Annotated in this window: 13 protein-coding genes and 3 tRNA genes; 5 read left to right on the forward strand and 11 right to left on the reverse strand. The window is 58.9% G+C overall.

Annotated elements, in window-relative coordinates; translation table 11 throughout:
• Positions 1-29: 29 nt before the first annotated feature.
• Genes CW360_RS03560 through CW360_RS03570 form a run of 3 tightly spaced genes read left to right on the forward strand, consistent with a single transcriptional unit; the run spans position 30 to position 2,934 of the window.
• Positions 30-857 (forward strand): carbon-nitrogen hydrolase family protein, encoded by an 828-nt coding sequence (locus CW360_RS03560; protein ID WP_101192768.1) that lies wholly within the window; start codon positions 30-32, stop codon positions 855-857.
• Positions 854-1,903, forward strand: a complete 1,050-nt coding sequence (locus tag CW360_RS03565; RefSeq protein ID WP_101192769.1) for an AraC family transcriptional regulator — start codon at positions 854-856, stop codon at positions 1,901-1,903. Before CW360_RS03560 ends, CW360_RS03565 begins: the two co-directional genes overlap by 4 nt.
• 50 nt (positions 1,904-1,953) lie before the next feature.
• Positions 1,954-2,934, forward strand: coding sequence for an ABC transporter substrate-binding protein (locus CW360_RS03570; RefSeq protein WP_101192770.1), 981 nt, complete (start codon positions 1,954-1,956; stop codon positions 2,932-2,934).
• A gap of 60 nt (positions 2,935-2,994) precedes the next feature.
• Here the strand turns inward: CW360_RS03570 and fadA are convergent, their stop codons facing one another.
• The 11 genes from fadA to CW360_RS03630 form a co-directional block, all read right to left on the reverse strand.
• Positions 2,995-4,173 carry an acetyl-CoA C-acyltransferase FadA gene (fadA, locus tag CW360_RS03575; RefSeq protein ID WP_093985390.1) on the reverse strand — a complete coding sequence of 393 codons (1,179 nt, stop codon included), beginning with the start codon at positions 4,171-4,173 and terminating at the stop codon, positions 2,995-2,997.
• A 30-nt stretch (positions 4,174-4,203) separates the two neighbouring features.
• Positions 4,204-6,351 (reverse strand): fatty acid oxidation complex subunit alpha FadB, encoded by a 2,148-nt coding sequence (gene fadB, locus CW360_RS03580; RefSeq protein ID WP_101192771.1) that lies wholly within the window; start codon positions 6,349-6,351, stop codon positions 4,204-4,206.
• A gap of 364 nt (positions 6,352-6,715) precedes the next feature.
• Positions 6,716-8,581, reverse strand: coding sequence for a SurA N-terminal domain-containing protein (locus CW360_RS03590; RefSeq protein ID WP_093985388.1), 1,866 nt, complete (start codon positions 8,579-8,581; stop codon positions 6,716-6,718).
• A 201-nt stretch (positions 8,582-8,782) separates the two neighbouring features.
• Positions 8,783-9,055 (reverse strand): nucleoid-associated protein HU-beta, encoded by a 273-nt coding sequence (gene hupB / locus CW360_RS03595; RefSeq protein WP_093985387.1) that lies wholly within the window; start codon positions 9,053-9,055, stop codon positions 8,783-8,785.
• A 134-nt stretch (positions 9,056-9,189) separates the two neighbouring features.
• On the reverse strand, positions 9,190-11,586 hold the full coding sequence (gene lon / locus CW360_RS03600; RefSeq protein ID WP_101192773.1) for an endopeptidase La: 2,397 nt from the start codon (positions 11,584-11,586) through the stop codon (positions 9,190-9,192).
• A gap of 130 nt (positions 11,587-11,716) precedes the next feature.
• Complete coding sequence (clpX, locus tag CW360_RS03605) at positions 11,717-12,997, reverse strand: ATP-dependent Clp protease ATP-binding subunit ClpX (protein WP_093985385.1); 1,281 nt, start codon at positions 12,995-12,997, stop codon at positions 11,717-11,719.
• 111 nt (positions 12,998-13,108) lie between these two features.
• The gene (gene clpP, locus CW360_RS03610; RefSeq protein WP_093985384.1) at positions 13,109-13,750 is read right to left on the reverse strand and encodes an ATP-dependent Clp endopeptidase proteolytic subunit ClpP; all 642 of its coding nucleotides are present in this window, start codon (positions 13,748-13,750) and stop codon (positions 13,109-13,111) included.
• A gap of 95 nt (positions 13,751-13,845) precedes the next feature.
• The gene (tig, locus tag CW360_RS03615) at positions 13,846-15,159 is read right to left on the reverse strand and encodes a trigger factor (protein WP_101192774.1); all 1,314 of its coding nucleotides are present in this window, start codon (positions 15,157-15,159) and stop codon (positions 13,846-13,848) included.
• 150 nt (positions 15,160-15,309) lie between these two features.
• Positions 15,310-15,394: transfer RNA gene (locus CW360_RS03620), tRNA-Leu, on the reverse strand.
• A 53-nt stretch (positions 15,395-15,447) separates the two neighbouring features.
• Positions 15,448-15,523 (reverse strand) — tRNA-His (locus CW360_RS03625).
• Positions 15,524-15,560: 37 nt separating this feature from the next.
• A tRNA-Arg gene (locus CW360_RS03630) sits at positions 15,561-15,637 on the reverse strand.
• A gap of 323 nt (positions 15,638-15,960) precedes the next feature.
• Here CW360_RS03630 and folD point away from each other — a divergent pair.
• Together folD and CW360_RS17240 are read left to right on the forward strand one after the other, a co-directional pair.
• Entirely contained in the window at positions 15,961-16,815 is an 855-nt protein-coding gene (gene folD / locus CW360_RS03635; protein ID WP_093985382.1) for a bifunctional methylenetetrahydrofolate dehydrogenase/methenyltetrahydrofolate cyclohydrolase FolD, read from the forward strand.
• A 1,094-nt stretch (positions 16,816-17,909) separates the two neighbouring features.
• The gene (locus CW360_RS17240) at positions 17,910-18,446 is read left to right on the forward strand and encodes a methyl-accepting chemotaxis protein (protein WP_374288334.1); all 537 of its coding nucleotides are present in this window, start codon (positions 17,910-17,912) and stop codon (positions 18,444-18,446) included.
• Positions 18,447-18,487: the final 41 nt, after the last annotated feature.

An 18,487-nucleotide genomic window follows, 5' to 3' on the forward strand; every position in this document is an offset into this window, starting at 1 on the left:
GAGCCATCACATTCCGTTGCAACCACCCCATGCGCCGATTTGCTCTCTGGCTTGCCCTCCTGCTCTTGGCCTTCGCCATCTTGGGCTACGCATACTGGACACAACAACGTACAGCCAGCTACCAGCTCAGTGACCTGCGTCTACATATACTGACCAGCGCGCAGCCGGCGCCCTTTCTGCTGGATTTGCAGCCACGTCTCTACAGCAGTGACTACCGCGATCTCGCCACCCTGCATGGCAAACTGGCGGGACTGTTGCGCCAGGCTCAGGAAGCTCAGCTGATGTCCTCCGACAACCTGCTGGTCTTGCCCGAGCACATTGCCAGCTGGCTGTTTCTGCAGGAGGAGAAACCCCAGCTGTATGCGGCACAGCAACTCAGCGAGGCGCTGCCCCTGCTCGGTCTAAGCCATCCTTTGCTGTGGCTGCAAGGCAAACTGCAGGGCGAACAGCTGCCCCAGCAACTGATACGCCACAAGGCACAACGCCTGGCAGACGATTATCTGTGGCTGTGTCGCCAGCTGGCCAGCGAGTTCCAGGTTTCGCTGCTGGCCGGCAGCCTGCTGTTGCCCGCCGCCGAATACCGCGACGGACGCCTGCATACAGATGGCCGCGGTGCCTGGCAGCAAGTCGGCCTGGCCTGCGCTGCCGATGGCACTCTCTTGCTACCACCGCAGCAACAGCCCTGGGACGCCCATACACCTCCCGGTCAATTGCAGGCGCAGATGCTTCGCCAGCTTGGCCATACAGCAGCCATTTCCCTGGAGCAGGCCAGCCTGCCCTGGCCCCTACCCGGCAGCCAGCACAGCAACAGCCGCCCAGCGGTCAGCCAACTACAGGCGCACCCACTCCAGCCATGAACCGACCGCGCATTCGCCTCGGCGACCTGTCGGTGGCCTTTACCCAAAGCCTGGCGCAAGCCGTCGAACACTGCGGGCAATCCGGTAGCCAGCTGCTCGCCCAGTTTGGCCTCGATCCCGCACGCCTCAGCGAGGCACAGGCACGCTTGTCCATCCCGCGCTTCATGCACCTGGGACATGCCGCCATCAGCCTCACCAGCAACCCGGCACTGGGCCTGCTGATGGGCGAACTCAGCCATTTCAGTCAGGCAGGCCTGGCCGGCATAACCGCCGCACAGGCCCCCAACGTGCGCGAAGCCGCACGGGTGCTGACTCGTTTCGAACCTTTGTATGCCCACAACTACCGAGGGCAATCGAGCTTTCTCGAAGACAGCGGTGGCGCCTGGCTGTGCTTCTACTCGATCAGCCCCTACAACAGCTATAACCGCTTTGTGGTCGATTCGGTACTGGCCAGCTGGGCCTGCCAACTGAGCCAGCTGTGCGCCCAGCCGCCGGGCCGGTGCTTGCCTATCGAACGTGTCGAAATCGAATTCACTGCACCAGACTACAGCGAACGCTATTCGCCCCTGTTTCAGTGCCCGGTAGAGTTCAGTGCCAAGGCCAATCGCTTGCGCCTGAGCCAGACCAGTCTGGCGCTGCGCAACCCGCAACACTGCCCGAGCACCTGGCAGCACCTTCTGCAACTCTGCGAAGAAGCCTTGCAGCAACGCACCCGCACACGCAACCTGAGCGAACGCGTTGGCCAACTGCTCGGCCCATTGCTACAGGGGCACGAACCGACCCTTGCAGACATTGCGCGACGCCTGCAGATACCGGCCTGGACCTTGCGCCGCCGTCTGACCGAGGAAGGCACTCAGTTTCGTCAACTGCTTAACGATACGCGCCGCGACCTGGCCATGACCTATATCCGCGACACTGAACTGGCCTTTGGCGAGATTGCCTATCTGCTCGGCTTTACCTCGGCCGCAGCCTTCCAGCGGGCTTTCAAGCGCTGGAGCAGCACAACCCCAGGTGAATATCGCCGATCACAGCGGCAGTCGGCCTGAACCGCACTGACACGCTATGATGTAGCCACTGCACCGGCAAGGAAGACGCCATGCGCTTCACTCGACTGTTACTCGCTGCGCTACTCCTACCGGCACTAACGACGCAAGCTGACGACCTACTGCTGATCCAGAGCTACCACGACGGCTACCCCTGGGATCAAAGCTATATCCATGGCCTGCACAGCAAGCTCGGCGAACAGCACCGCCTGCTGCGCTTTGCCATGGATACCAAGCGCTTGCCCGTGGAAGAGCATGCCGCACGCGCCGAAGCCGCCTGGCAATTTTTTCTACAGAGCAAGCCACGCCTGGTGATCCTCGCGGATGATGCAGCCATTCGCCTGCTCGCCAAACGTCTCAACGAGCATGGCACCCCGACAGTATTTCTCGGCCTGAACGACAACCCTCGCCTGCTCGGCCTACAGCAACTGCCGCTGGTCACCGGCGTTCTGGAACGCCCACTGTTCCGCCGCTCGATCGTCGAACTACAACGCATCGTGGGGCCCGAACTGCGCCGCGTACTGGTGTTGTTCGACAGCGACATCACTTCGGCAGTGGCCATCCGTGAAAGCTTTGCCGACCGGCGCCACTATCAGGTCGGCGCGGTCAGCGCCGACATCCATCAGGTCAGCCAGTTCGATGACTGGCAGGCACGCGTTTCTCAGGCGCGCCAACAGGGTTATGACGCACTGATCATCGGTCTCTACCAGACCCTGCGCGATGAGCACGAAAGGGTCATGGACGGCCAGCAGGTACTCGCCTGGACAGCACAGCACAGCCCGATCCCCCCCTTTGCCTTCTGGGACTTCAGCGTCGGCCCGGACAAGGCCATTGGCGGCCTGGTGCAATTCGGCCAGGTACAGGGGGAAGCCGCTGCCAGCCTGGCCCTGGAGATTCTCGCAGGCGCCAAGCCATCCAGCCTGACCCCACGCGCTGCGGAAAATGGCCAGTACCTGTTCAGCCGTTCGGGCCTGGCCAGGTGGCAACTCCAGCTACCCGAAGAGCTGCTCGACAAGGTTTACTGGACGGAATAAATCAGCTGTAAAAAGAACCGGAGCCCAAGGGCTCCGGTTCTTTTGACACGCAACGAGCGCTTAGTTGAGGCGTTCGAAGATCGTGGTGATGCCCTGACCCAGGCCAACGCACATGGTGGAAACACCAAAGGTACCGTTGTTCTGCTTCATCACGTTCAGCAGGGTGCCGGAGATACGCGCACCGGAGCAGCCGAACGGGTGACCCAGGGCGATGGCACCGCCGTGCAGGTTGACCTTCTCTTCCATCTTGTCGAGCAGCTTGAGGTCTTTCAGCACCGGCAGAGCCTGGGCAGCGAAGGCTTCGTTCAACTCGACATGGCTGATGTCATCCATGCTCAGACCGGCACGCTTGAGTGCTTTCTGAGTCGACGGCACCGGGCCGTAGCCCATGATCGCCGGATCAACACCGGCCACCGCCATGGCACGTACTACAGCCATCGGTTCGATGCCCAGATCCTTGGCGCGCTGGGCGCTCATGACGATCATGCAGGACGCACCGTCGGTGATCTGCGAGGAAGTACCTGCAGTCACGGTGCCGCCTTTCGGGTTGAATGCCGGCTTCAGGGCGGCCAGGCTTTCCACGGTGGTTTCCGGACGAATGGTTTCGTCGAAGTCGAAGACCTTCAGGAAGCCATTCTCGTCGTAGCCTTGCATCGGGATGATTTCATCCTTGAACTTGCCTTCGACGGTGGCCTTGTGTGCCAGACGGTGCGAACGCTCACCGAACGCGTCTTGTGCTTCACGGCTGATGCCATGCATCTTGCCGAGCATTTCCGCGGTCAGGCCCATCATGCCCGATGCCTTGGCGGCATACAGGGACATGTGCGGGTTCGGATCAACGCCGTGCATCATGCCAACGTGGCCCATGTGCTCCACGCCGCCGATGACGAAAACGTCACCGTTGCCGGTCTGGATGGCCTGCACGGCAGTGTGCAGGGCGCTCATCGAGGAGCCGCACAGACGGCTGACGGTCTGACCAGCGCTGCTGTGCGGGATCTGGGTCATCAGCGACGCCATGCGCGCGATGTTCCAGCCCTGCTCCAGGGTCTGGTTGACGCAACCCCAGATCACATCCTCGACTTCCGCCGGGTTGACCTTGCTGTTGCGCTCCAGCAGCTTGCTGATCAGATGCGCCGACATGTTCTCGGCGCGGGTGTTGCGGTGCATGCCGCCTTTGGAACGACCCATCGGGGTACGGCCGAAGTCGACAATGACTGCGTCTCTCGGATTCAGGCTCATATTTCTACTCTCGCTCTGTTCGCTGCGCGATTAACCGAAGAACTTCTGGCCATTGGCGGCCATTTCACGAAGCTTGGCGGTCGGGGTGTACAGCGCGCCCAGGTCGGCATACTTGTCGGCCAGCGCGACGAATTCGGCAACACCGATGGAATCGATGTAGCGCAGTGCACCACCACGGAAGGGAGGGAAGCCGATACCGTAGATCAGGCCCATATCGGCCTCAGCTGCAGTCTCGACAATGCCGTCTTCCAGGCAACGAACGGTTTCCAGGCACAGCGGAATCATCATCCAGTTGATGATGTCTTCGTCGGTCACTTCACGCTGCTCGTACACGATCGGCGCGAGAACTTCCTGAACGCTGGCATCGATAACTTTCTTCGGCTTGCCGCGCTTGTCGGTCTCGTAGGCGTAGAAGCCCTTGCCATTCTTCTGACCCAGGCGGTTGGCCTCATAGAGAGCATCGACAGCCGAACGGCGATCATCCTTCATACGATCTGGGAAGCCGTCAGCCATGACGTCACGACCATGGTGGCCGGTGTCGATACCAACAACGTCCATCAGGTAGGCCGGGCCCATCGGCCAGCCGAACTTCTCCATGACCTTGTCGATGCGCACGAAGTCGACGCCGGCGCTGACCAGCTTGGCGAAACCGCCGAAGTACGGGAACAGCACGCGGTTGACCAGGAAGCCCGGGCAGTCGTTGACCACAACCGGGGTCTTGCCCATCTTCTTGGCGTAGGCAACGGTAGTGGCCACGGCCACTTCGCTGGACTTCTCGCCACGGATAACTTCAACCAGCGGCATCATGTGCACGGGGTTGAAGAAGTGCATGCCGACGAAGTTTTCCGGACGCTTGAGCGCCTGGGCCAGCAGGCTGATGGAGATGGTCGAGGTGTTGGAGGCCAGGATGGCGTCTTCACGCACCACACCTTCTACTTCAGCCAGCACGATCTGCTTGACCTTCGGGTTCTCGACCACGGCTTCGACAACGATGTCGACATTGCCGAAATCACCGTAGGACATAGTCGGACGGATGGCGTTCAGCGCTTCGGCCATCTTGGCCGGAGCCATGCGACCCTTGGCAACGCGGTTGCCGAGCAGCTTGGACGCTTCGTTCAGACCCATCTGGATACCCTCTTCGCGGATATCCTTCATCAGGATCGGAGTGCCTTTGGAAGCGGACTGATAGGCGATACCACCACCCATGATACCGGCGCCCAGTACGGCAGCCAGCGTCACGTCGCGCGCCTGGGCATCGTAACCCTTGGCTTTTTTCTTCAGTTCCTGATCGTTGAGGAACAGACCGATCAGGCTCTGCGCAACCGAGGTCTTGGCCAGTTTGACAAAGCCGGCGGCTTCAACTTCCAGTGCCTTGTCACGGCCCATGCCGGCGGCTTTCTGGATAGTCTTGATCGCTTCAACCGGAGCCGGGTAGTTCGGACCGGCCTGGCCAGCCACGAAGCCCTTGGCGGTTTCGAAGCTCATCATCTGCTCAATGCTGTTGAGCTTGAGCTTTTCCAGCTTCGGCTGACGCTTGGCCTTGAAGTCCAGCTCACCGGAAATAGCGCGCTTGACCAGATCCAGCGCAGCAGCCTGCAGCTTGTCGGCAGCTACCACGGCATCCACGGCACCCACTTTCAGGGCTTCAGCCGCCTTGTTTTCCTTGCCACCACAGATCCACTCGATGGCATTGTCATTACCGATCACGCGCGGCAGACGTACGGTACCGCCAAAGCCTGGGTAGATGCCCAGCTTGACTTCAGGCAGGCCTACCTTGGCGCTCTCAGCCGCTACGCGATAGTCGGCAGCCAGGCACATTTCAAAACCGCCACCCAGGGCGATGCCATTGATGGCGACCACGGTCGGAACCGGCAGGTCTTCGAAATCGTTGAAGATCTTGTTGGCTTCGAGGTTGCCGGCCACCAGCTCTTCGTCAGGCAGCTTGAAGTTATCGACGAACTCGGTGATGTCGGCGCCGACGATGAACACGTCCTTGCCACTGCTGACGATCACACCCTTGACCGAAGCGTCGGCCTTGATGGCGTCGACTGCTGCACGCAGCTCATTCAGGGTAAGGCGGTTGAATTTGTTGACGGACTCACCCTTGAGGTCGAAATTCAATTCGACGATGCCGCCCTCAAGAGCCTTAACCGTGATGGCTTTACCTTCGTAAATCATCAACTGATCTCCACGGTATGGAAGCTGAACAGTTACACATCGGACGCCAGCCTACAGCAGGCATCCCCGGACATAGCCGAGGGAGCATAGCTGCATTCTTTTCTCTGGCACACCCGCCGACGCGATAATCAGGCGAAATGGCGAAGCCCATAGGACAAACGCTCAATTCATACGCCCGTTTGATTCGGGTGCGCACACATTCAGGCAAACGCCGACGTTTGTCAATTACGGATCAGTTCACGAACCCCCCGCACCATACGGCGATGGAGAATTATTCAGCAACGCAATGATCCGCGATAAGAAACAACACGCCAGACAGCACAACGCCCCGCAAGCGGGGCGTTGTGCTGTCTACAGGTACAACTTAAAAACGCTCGATTTCCGCGCTGGCCTGCAACTGCCGACGGTAAGCCGCAAAGTCTTCCTGACCGACACGCGAAGCCAGGAATTGCCTGTACATGGCCAGCTCTTGCGGCTGCAACTCACCCTGGTCGTCGTTGACGCCATTCAGACGCACGAGCACCTGGTCACCATTACTCAAGGCCACTTGCGTAAATACCGGCTGCTCGGGCGACTGCGGTCGCTGCATACGGAATACTGCCTGCAGGATAGCCGGGGCCACCCCTTCCTGAGCACGGCCAGCCGCTTCCAGAATCGTCCAGGCCTGCGCCTGATCCTGCGATGTAAACCCCTTGCGCAGAGCTTCAAGCTGCTGACCAGCCAGTTCCTCGGCCTGCTTGGCAGCCTGTTCGGCTTCCAGCTGCTGACGAATCTCGAGCTGCACGTCGACCAAGGCCTGCGGTTGCGGCTTGAGGTGTTGCTTGACACGCACCACCACAACCGTCGAGGGGTCCAACTCAATGGCTGAACTGTTGGCACCGTCCTCAAGCAACTCAGCACTGAAAGCCGCTTGAACAACCTGCCGGTTAGCCGCCAGACCTTCGCCCCCCTCACGACCGAACGGACCAACGCTGAGCACGGCCAGATCCATTTCCTGAGCAGGCTGATGCAGGTCAGAGGCTTCAAACGCCGAGTCCTCCAACTGCTTGACCGCTTCGACAAAGCGCTGCTCAACCTGCTGGGTTTTCAGCTCACGCTCCAGTTTTTCACGTAGCTCAGCAAAGGCCGGCACCTCTGGCGCCTGCACACCCAGCAGCTTGATCAGGTGAAAACCGAACTCCGTACGTACCGGCGCAGAGACCTCTTGCAGCTGCAGCCCGTACAAGGCCTCTTCAAAGGCCGGGTCATAAACGCCCGGCCCCGCAAAACCAAGATCCCCGCCTTCGGCAGCTGAGCCGGTGTCTGCGGAGAAGTCACGAGCCAGAGCTGCAAAGTCTTCACCCTTGGCAATCCGCTCAGCCAGCTGCTCGATCTTGGTACGAGCCTTGGCCTCGTCCTGCTCTGCATTGACTTCCACAAGGATATGCGCGGCCTGACGCTGCTCAGCCAGATTGGCAATCTCCTTCTGATACAGCGCCTGCAAGTCATCTTCATTGACGTCGACCTGATCGAAGAAGGCATCCTTCTTCAGTTCGACATACTCCAGCGTCACCTGCTCGGGCGTCATGAAGCGTGCTTCATGCTCTTTGTAAAACGACTCGACTTGCTCATCGGATACGCTGACCGCAGCACGATCAGCGACAACCGTCAGGTAGGCAAAATCGCGTGTCTGACGATCCAGACGAGCAAAGGCCTTGATCTCCGCATCCGTCACAAAGGCACTGCCTGCCAGGCCGGCGCGCAGCTGGCCAATGAGCATTTCCTCACGCAGCATCTGACGAAAACGCAGGCGATCAAAACCCATCTGGCGAATAACCTGATCGAAGCGGTCGGCATTGAACTGCCCATCGACCTGGAATTCAGGCGTCAGCAAAATCAACTGGTCAATGGCCGCATCGGAGAATGCAAAACCGGCATCCGCCGCGCCTTGCAACAGCAACTGCCGATCAATCAACCCCTTAAGAGCCGACTCACGCAGCAGCTTGTCATCCAGCAACGAAGCATCAAAATCCTTGCCCAGTTGCTGCTGCAACTGACGGCGCTGCATATCAGCTGCCTGAGTCAGTTGATCAAGGGTGATTTCCGCACCATTGACCAACGCGGCATTGTTGCGATTACTGCCCGAGTTGACGATCGCCTCAAAGCCGGTAAAGGCCATCAGCACAACAATCAGGCCGACAATGGTCTTGGCAATCCAGCTTTGTGAATTGTCACGAATATTCTGCAGCATGGCTCCCCCAGAACGACCATAAACGGCTGGTCGTGCGGCTTGGGTAGATTCTAAATAGAACAAAGGCGCATCCTAGGATGCGCCTTCTAGCAAGTTGCGAAGCGGATGGGACTCGGTTCCGCGCCCCTCGGCAAGCTAGCTTGCCGCTTCGCTGTCAGCTGGAACATGCCAGCTGACAGGGCAAAGGCTGAGCGACGCGTATCAGTTGACGGCGTCTTTCAGTGCTTTACCCGCTTTGAAACCCGGAATCTTGGCAGCAGCGATGTTGATCGGCTTGCCAGTTTGCGGGTTGCGGCCAGTGCGCGCAGCGCGCTCTTTAACGGCGAAGGTGCCAAAGCCAACCAGTACCACGGAATCACCAGCCTTCAGGGCATCAGTGACGGATTCGATTACTGCATCCAGCGCACGGCCAGCAACAGCTTTCGGGATATCAGCAGATGCGGCGATGGCATCGATCAGTTCCGACTTGTTCACTCTAAGTCCCCTTTAATTCCTATTGGATTGTTTCTTGATTTTGGTGTGAGCAAAGCGGGCGCTGGTTGGCCTGCTGACACGCGTGAGCGGCTTTATAACAAGGGCTCGGAAATAGTGTCAACAAAGCCCCCCGGCTAATGCGTGCTGATTCGCTCCTTGGAATCAGGCTCGCGCTTGTCATCCTTTGCAACCATCTCGGGAGCCGCATCGGGCAAGGGCTCCGGGGCGTATTGCAACGCAATCTGCAGGACCTCGTCAATCCATTTAACCGCTTTGATCTGCAGGTCCTGGCGAATGTTCTCGGGAATGTCCTTGAGATCGCGCAGGTTCTCTTCCGGAATGATCACTGTCTTGATGCCACCACGATGTGCGGCCAGGAGCTTTTCCTTGAGCCCACCAATGGCCAGCACCTGGCCACGCAGGGTGATTTCACCCGTCATTGCCACGTCGGCACGCACCGGAATCTTCGTCAGCGCCGAGACCAGTGCCGTACACAGACCGATACCGGCACTCGGGCCGTCCTTCGGCGTTGCCCCCTCGGGCATGTGAATATGCACGTCATGCTTCTCGTAAAAGTCTGTAGCAATACCCAGACTCCGCGCCCTGCTGCGCACCACGGTCAGCGCTGCCGTCATGGACTCAGCCATGACATCTCCTAGCGAACCGGTTTTGATCAACTGCCCCTTGCCCGGCACCACAACGGTCTCGATGGTCAACAGCTCGCCACCAACCTGTGTCCAGGCCAGGCCGGTAACCTGCCCTACCTGATCTTCCTGCTCCGCCAGACCAAAACGAAACTTGGCTACCCCCAGGTAGCTTTCCAGGTCATCTGGCTGCAGGGTCAAGGCGATGCGCTTATTGCCAGCCTGCTGCTTGACCACCTTGCGGCACACCTTGGCAATCTGCCGCTCAAGGCCACGCACGCCCGCTTCTCGGGTGTAGTAACGAATGATGTTGCGCACTGCGGCCTCACTAAAGGCCAACTCACCTTTCTTCAGGCCATTGGCCTGGGTCTGCTTGGGCACCAGGTAGCGTACGGCAATGCTGACTTTTTCGTCTTCGGTATACCCGGGCAAACGAATGATTTCCATGCGATCCAGCAAGGGCGCCGGGATATTCATGGAGTTGGCCGTGCACAAGAACATCACATCGGAAAGGTCGTAATCGACTTCCAGGTAGTGATCGTTGAAGTTGTGGTTCTGCTCCGGATCGAGCACTTCCAGCAAAGCCGAAGCAGGGTCACCACGCATATCGCTGGCCAACTTATCGATTTCATCCAGAAGGAACAGTGGGTTGCGCACCCCTACCTTGCTCAGCTTCTGGATCAGGCGTCCCGGCATTGAGCCGATGTAGGTACGTCGATGCCCACGAATCTCTGCTTCATCACGCACCCCCCCCAGGGCCATGCGCACGAACTTGCGATTGGTGGAACGCGCAATGGACTCGGCCAGCGAGGTTTTGCCGACACCTGGCGGGCCGACCAGGCACAGCACCGGCCCCTTGAGCTTCTTCACCCGCTTCTGCACAGCGAGGTATTCGAGAATGCGCTCCTTGACCTCCTCCAGACCGAAGTGATCAGCATCGAGGATTTCCTCGGCACGTGCCAGATCCAGACGCACCTTGCTGTGCGCCTGCCAGGGCACATTGATCAGCCAGTCCAGGTAGGAGCGCACCACGGTCGCTTCTGCCGACATCGGTGACATCTGGCGTAACTTGTTCAACTCAGCAGTCGCCTTGGCCTTGGCTTCGACCGTCATGCCGGCCGCCTCGATGCGCTTTTTCAGCTCATCGATTTCGTTATGACCGTCCTCGTCCTCGCCCAGCTCCTTCTGAATGGCTTTCATCTGCTCATTCAGGTAGTACTCGCGCTGGCTACGCTCCATCTGTTTCTTCACCCGGCCACGGATGCGCTTTTCTACCTGCAGAAGATCCAGCTCAGCATCCAGCAACGCCAGCACATGCTCGACACGCTCGGACAGCTCTACCTTTTCCAGGATGCCTTGTTTCTGCTCGATCTTAAGCGCCACGTGCGCCGCCATGCTGTCCACCAGGCGTCCGGGCTCATCAATGGCACTCAGCGAAGCCAAGACTTCGGCAGGCACCTTTTTGCTGAGCTGCACATACTGCTCGAACTGCCCGAGCAGGCTGCGTACAAATACCTCAGCCTCACGCTCAGCCGGTTCAGCCTCTTCCAGCAAGCTGACGCAGGCCTGGCCATAGCTGCCGGACAGATCGAAGTGTTCGACGGCGCCACGCTGCTCCCCTTCGACCAACACCTTGACCGTGCCATCAGGCAGCTTGAGCAATTGCAGGATGGTGGCCACCGTACCCATACGGTACAGCCCCTCCTCAGCCGGATCATCATCCGCCGGGTTGCGCTGTGCCAGCAGCAAGACCTGCTTGTCGCCATTCATCGCAGCTTCAAGCGCCTCGATGGACTTCTCGCGTCCGACGAACAGAGGAATGACCATGTGCGGATAAACCACGACATCACGCAACGGCAGCAAGGGCAATTCGATGGTTGTATTCATATATTCAGCTCTGCGGCGACCGGAAGGTCGATAAAGACAGGATCTTATGCAGCCAAGATGGGGATGGCTGGCGAAAAAAACAAGCCGCGCGCCCATAAAACTAAGGGGCCAACAGGCCCCTTTTGTTTCATTACGCGTCGGGTGCGGCCTTGGCCGGCAGGTCATTACTGGCGTAGATCAACAGCGGCTTGGAAGCCCCCTGGATCACGCTTTCATCAACCACAACCTTGCTGACACCCTCCTGCGAGGGAATGTCATACATGGTATCCAGCAACACATTCTCGAGAATCGAGCGCAGGCCACGTGCCCCGGTCTTGCGCTCCAGCGCACGCTGGGCAACTGCCTTGAGCGCATCGGCACGAAACTCCAGCTCAACGCCCTCCAGTTCGAACAGACGAGCGTACTGCTTGGTCAGCGCGTTCTTCGGCTCGGTGAGAATCTGCATCAGCGCCGCCTCGTCCAGTTCATCCAGGGTGGCAATCACCGGCAGACGACCAACGAACTCAGGGATCAGACCAAACTTGACCAGATCATCCGGCTCCACATCACGCAGGGCCTCACCGACCTTCTTGCCACTGTCCGGGCTACGCACCTCGGCATTGAAACCGATACCACCTTTGGTAGAGCGCCCCTGGATGACTTTCTCCAGACCAGCAAAAGCCCCACCACAAATGAACAGGATATTGCGCGTATCCACCTGCAGGAATTCCTGCTGCGGGTGCTTGCGACCACCCTGCGGAGGCACCGAAGCCACCGTACCTTCAATCAGCTTGAGCAGAGCTTGCTGCACACCCTCACCCGATACATCACGGGTGATCGAGGGGTTATCGGACTTGCGCGAAATCTTGTCGATTTCATCGATGTAGACAATGCCCATCTGGGCCTTCTCGACATCGTAGTCGCACTTTTGCAAGAGCTTCTGGATGATGTTCTCGACATCCTCACCGACATAACCCGCTTCAGTGAGCGTAGTGGCATCGGCAATGGTAAAGGGTACGTTGAGCAAACGCGCCAGCGTCTCGGCAAGCAAGGTCTTGCCCGAGCCGGTAGGACCGATCAACAGAATATTGCTCTTGCCCAGCTCGACCTCATCTTTCTTGTCACGCTGGTTGAGACGCTTGTAGTGGTTGTACACCGCCACCGAAAGAATCTTCTTGGCGCGCTCCTGACCAATCACATACTGATCCAGGATGGCGCTGATCTCACGCGGAGCGGGCAACTTGTGCGCCTGGCTGTCAGCCTGAGCTTCCTGCACCTCCTCGCGGATGATGTCATTACACAGGTCGACGCACTCGTCGCAAATGAACACGGAAGGACCGGCAATCAGCTTGCGTACTTCGTGCTGGCTCTTGCCACAGAACGAGCAGTACAGCAGCTTGCCGTTATCCTCTCCGTTACGGGTATCAGTCATTCGATTGATCCAATCCGATAGGCCTAAAACACAAGATGGCGGCTAGCCCGGGTATTTTCAACCCTACCTGGCAGGCATTGGCCGCCGTAGCATCATTTTCCTGACGACCTGTCAGCCAATAACCGGGCGCTTGCTCAGCACCTGATCGATCAGGCCGTACTTGACCGCCTCATCGCCACTCATGAAGTTGTCGCGATCGGTATCGCGAGCAATGACATCAATCGGCTGCCCGGTATGATCAGCCAGGACCTTGTTGAGGCGGTCACGGATGGTCAGGATTTCCCGGGCATGAATCTCGATATCCGAGGCCTGTCCCTGGAAACCACCCAATGGCTGGTGAATCATCATCCGCGAATGGGGCAGACAATAGCGCTTGCCAGCGGCACCCGCCGTCAGCAGCAAGGCACCCATGCTGCAGGCTTGGCCGATACAAATAGTCGAGACATCAGGCTTGATGAACTGCATGGTGTCGTAGATCGACATGCCTGCGGTAACCGAGCCACCCGGTGAATTGATGTAGAGGTGAATATCCTTGTCCGGATTCTCCGCCTCAAGGAACAGCAACTGAGCTACCACCAGATTGGCCATGTAGTCTTCTACCTGACCAACCAGGAAAATCACCCGCTCCTTGAGCAGGCGAGAATAGATATCGTAGGCACGCTCGCCACGGGCAGACTGCTCGACCACCATGGGCACCAGGCCACCGGCTGCTTGAATTTCGGGCATTTGCTGCAGATAAGAATTGCGGGACATGTCCGGCGATCGCTCCCTAATGGTTTTTCATGTCGCTAAGACACATAAGCCAGCGAATCCGCTGGCTTATGTTCAACTCGAAGGAAGCTAGGTACTTACTCGGCAGCACCAGGTGCGGCGGCCGGCTTGACTGCTTCTTCGTAGGAAACCGGCTTATCGGTCACCTTAGCCTTCTGCAGGACAGTATCTACAACTTGCTCTTCCAGCACAACCGAGCGAACCTCACCCAGTTGTTGCTCATTCTTGTAGTACCAGGCCACGACCTGCTCCGGCTCTTGATAGGCCGAAGCCATTTCTTCGATCAACTCGCGAACGCGCGCATCATCGGGCTTCAGCTCAGCCTGCTTGACCACCTCAGCAATAATCAGTCCCAAGCTGACGCGACGCTTGGCCTGCTCTTCGAAGAGCTCAGCAGGCAGCTGTTCAGGCTTGATGTTGCCACCGAACTGCTGCACGGCCTGCACACGCAGACGCTGCACTTCATTGGCCACCAGCGCCTTGGGCAGTTCAACCGGGTTGGCAGCCAGCAGGCCTTCCATCACCTGGTTTTTGACCTTCGACTTGATAGCCTGGCGCAGCTCACGCTCCATGTTTTTGCGCACTTCGGCGCGGAAGCCTTCCAGGCCACCCTCGCTCGCACCAAACAGTGCGAAGAACTGTTCGTTGAGCTCCGGAAGAACCGGTGCAGCTACAGCATTGACCGTCACAGTGAATTCGGCGGTTTTGCCAGCCAGTTCGAGATTCTGGTAGTCCTCAGGGAAGGTCGGAGTAATTACGCGCTCTTCGCCGGCCTTGGCCCCCACCAGTGCCTCTTCAAAACCCGGGATCATGCGACCCGAACCCAGCACCAGGGCAGTCCCCTTAGCCGAACCACCCGCAAAAGCCTCACCCTCGATCTTGCCGACGAAGTCGATGTTCAACTGGTCGCCATTCTCAGCAGCACGCTCCACGGCTTCAAAGCGCGTATTCTGCTTGCGCAGAATGTCCAGCATGTTGTCCACATCCGCCTCGCTGACTTCAGCCTGCGGGCGCTCGACCGTGATGCCCTCGAAACCGGCCACCTGAATTTCCGGATAGATCTCGAACGTAGCCACGTACTCGAGGTCTTTGCCTTTCTCGAACACCTTGGGCTCCACGGAAGGCGCACCGGCCGGATTCAGCTTCTCGGCGACGATGGCTTCGTAAAAGCTGCTTTGAATCAGATCGCCCAGCGCTTCCTGACGAGCACTGTCCTCATAGCGCTGACGAATAACGCTCATCGGCACCTTGCCGGGACGGAAACCAGGCACTTTGGCACGGCGTGCAGTTTGCTGCAGGCGCTTGGTCACTTCACTCTCGATACGCTCGGCCGGAACGCCAATGGTCAGACGACGCTCAAGAGCGGAGGTGCTTTCAACAGAAACTTGCATGGATATCCCTCGTTGCACAAACGTAGGCCGGCCGCACCGGCTCCCAGAATCAAGGGCACGCATTCTAGAGACTTGCGAAAAAGAAGTCACCCACGCGCGCGCAATGAAGCAGGCCGCCACAACCGAAATTGACTATATAAAAGGAAGAGATGGTGCGGACGGAGAGACTCGAACTCTCACACCTTGCGGCGCCAGAACCTAAATCTGGTGTGTCTACCAATTTCACCACGTCCGCGTGGTCTTGCCGGAAACGAAAACGCCAGGCTTAGCCTGGCGTTTTCTCGAATATGGGGTGGACGATGGGAATCGAACCCACGACACCAGGAGCCACAATCCTGTGCTCTACCAACTGAGCTACGCCCACCATATTGCGTTACCGCTTTGCTTACCCTGCGAGCCAATGGCGCACCCGGCAGGACTCGAACCTGCGACCATCCGCTTAGAAGGCGGATGCTCTATCCAGCTGAGCTACGGGCGCTTATCAATCTGCATTCTTAGCTGAGCGCAGACTCAAAGCTTTGGCTCTACAAACTGTTACCAGTCCAGAGTGCCATCTAACCCAGCGCAGGCTGTGCTCGACAAGCGGGGCGCATGTTACTCAGCCGCCTGCTCAGCGTCAACAAGAAAAAATAAAAATTTCAGCCAGTTACGTAGCCGCAAGAATTTTCGTCCAGCACCCTGGCCAGCTCCGAGCACACTTTCCGCTGACACAACATCAGCAACTGGCGAGTGCCTTTGCCAGTTCTGGTCATCGTGCGAGAATAGCCATCCTTTTTAGCCCCAGCATGGTTAAGCAGCTTCATGACCGCACAACTGATCGATGGCAAAGCCATTGCCGCCAGCCTGCGCCAGCAGATTGCCCAACGAGTCACCGAGCGCCACCAGCAAGGTTTACGCGCCCCCGGCCTGGCGGTGATCCTGGTCGGCAGCGACCCTGCCTCGCAAGTCTATGTAGCGCACAAGCGCAAGGACTGTGAAGAAGTCGGTTTCGTTTCACGGGCGCATGACCTCCCTGCCAGCACCACGCAGGAGGAGCTGCTTGCACTGATCGACCAGCTCAACGCCGACACGCAGATCGATGGCATTCTCGTGCAACTGCCTCTACCTGCTCACCTCGACGCCTCGCAGCTGTTGGAACGTATTCGCCCAGACAAGGATGTAGACGGCTTTCATCCCTTCAATATTGGCCGCCTGGCACAACGCATGCCCTTGCTGCGCCCCTGCACCCCCAAGGGCATCATGACCCTGCTACACAGCACCGGTGCCGACCTACACGGCCTGCATGCGGTCATCGTTGGCGCTTCCAATATCGTTGGCCGCCCCATGGCCCTGGAACTGCTGCTGGCCGGCTGCACCACCACGGTTACCCACCGCTTTACCAAAGACCTGGCCAGCCATGTCGCCCAGGCCGACATTGTCGTGGTGGCGGTGGGTAAGCCGGGACTGGTCAAGGGCGAGTGGATCAAGCAAGGCGCCATCGTCATCGATGTGGGCATCAACCGCCAGGCCGATGGCAAGCTGGTTGGCGATGTTGACTTCACCAGCGCAGCGCAACGTGCCGCCTGGATCACCCCGGTCCCCGGCGGTGTAGGTCCGATGACCCGCGCCTGCCTGCTGGAAAACACCCTGCACGCCGCCGAACAACTCCACAACTGATCCAACCCGGCCTTGTCATCCCTTCCAGACCGACAAGGCCTGCCGGACAACACACTGTCAGACCTCACACTGGCATTACGGCGCATTTCGCTTATGGTTAATCACGAAGTGCGCTGTTTTGGCACATCTGCCGCTCAAGTCCCCCCTGCCCTATGCCGATACTGCACAAGGCACATGAATGGAGTTTCTTCATGCAACAGGGTCTTCTCGCCAGATTCATTCCGTCACAACTGACCGACCAAGCCAGCATCCTGCAAGCTCGCACACTCGCCTTCAGTGGCCTGTGCAGCCTGGTCATCGGCCTTTACAGCTGCATCAAGTGGGGGCGCCTGGGTAATGAAGCCCTAGCTTATGGCTCGCTGCTGCTGGTGCTGGGCATGCCCTTGATGCTGTTTTTGTTGCGCAGTGCCTGGCTGCCGGTAGCCGCCGTAGCCAACGTGGCCCTGACCTGCATGGCCAGTTACTCGATGATTCTCATCTACCAGCTGGGCGGCCTGCATTCGGCACACCTGTACTGGCCGGCGGTAATGATCGTTTTCGCCTACCTGATGGCAGGGCCACGCAGTGCAGCTGTCTGGGGTTTATTGCAAGCACTGTTCGTATTCTGGCTAATTCGCCTGGAGCGCAGTGGCGCCAACCTACCGGTCTTCGAGCTAAGCCCACGCGACGCAGCCGTCAACATTTACTCAGGCTTCCTCCTGCCGATCCTCACCTTGTGGCTCGCCCAGTGGTACACGGCACGCTTACGCCAGCAAGCCTTTGGCGAAGCAGCTGAAGGTGTGGAGGAGGCACGACGCAACGCCGCCCAGGCCAGTCGTAACCAGGAGCAACTGGGCAGTCTCGTCGAAGAAGTACGCCAAGGCGCCAACAGCCTGCTGCACATGGCCCAGCAATTACAGGACACCCTGGGCGGCATCCGCCAGCGCTGCCAGAGCATAGACCAGGACGTACAGCACCAGGCCGACGCCATGCAACAACTGGATGCTGCCGTGCACGAAGTCCTGCAGCAGCTGGCCAACAGCACCACACAGATGCAGCAACTCAACCAGCAGACCGAGCAAAGCACCACACAAATGCAACAGTGCGCCGCACGCATGGGTGATGCCGAGCAGAGCATGCAGGCTATCGAGCAAAGCAACCAGCGCATTGCCGAAGCCATGCAAATGATCAGTGCCATCGCCCAGCAAACCAATCTGCTGGCCCTTAACGCCGCCATTGAAGCAGCACGCGCCGGCGAACATGGCCGAGGCTTTGCCGTGGTTGCCGATGAAGTACGCAACCTGTCGCAACGCAGCAACCAGACAGCCGATACGGTGCAGGGCGTGCTGGAAGCCTCGCAGGGGATTGTCGCAACCGGCGTCAACCAGGTAGGCCAGGCAGGCAGCACCATTCTCGATAACGCCGCACGCAGCGCCGAGATATCCAGCTCCATTGCCGAGCAACGGCAGACCCTGGATAACGCGCACAGCCAATTGGTCGAAGTGCGCGAACACAGTGCCAGCCAGCGCGCCGCCAGCCAACGCCAGCGCGAAGCCAGCGCCGAGCTGCTCGCCGCGCAGGGCGAACTCAGCGAACTCGGACAGCGCCTGGCGGCACTCTCCCAGCAGCTGCACCAGCGTATCAATCACTGACGAGCACTTGCCAGAGGCGTGGCGGCAATCGTATTGTCGCC

This window comes from Pseudomonas fluvialis, assembly GCF_002835605.1.
Taxonomy (GTDB): domain Bacteria; phylum Pseudomonadota; class Gammaproteobacteria; order Pseudomonadales; family Pseudomonadaceae; genus Aquipseudomonas; species Aquipseudomonas fluvialis.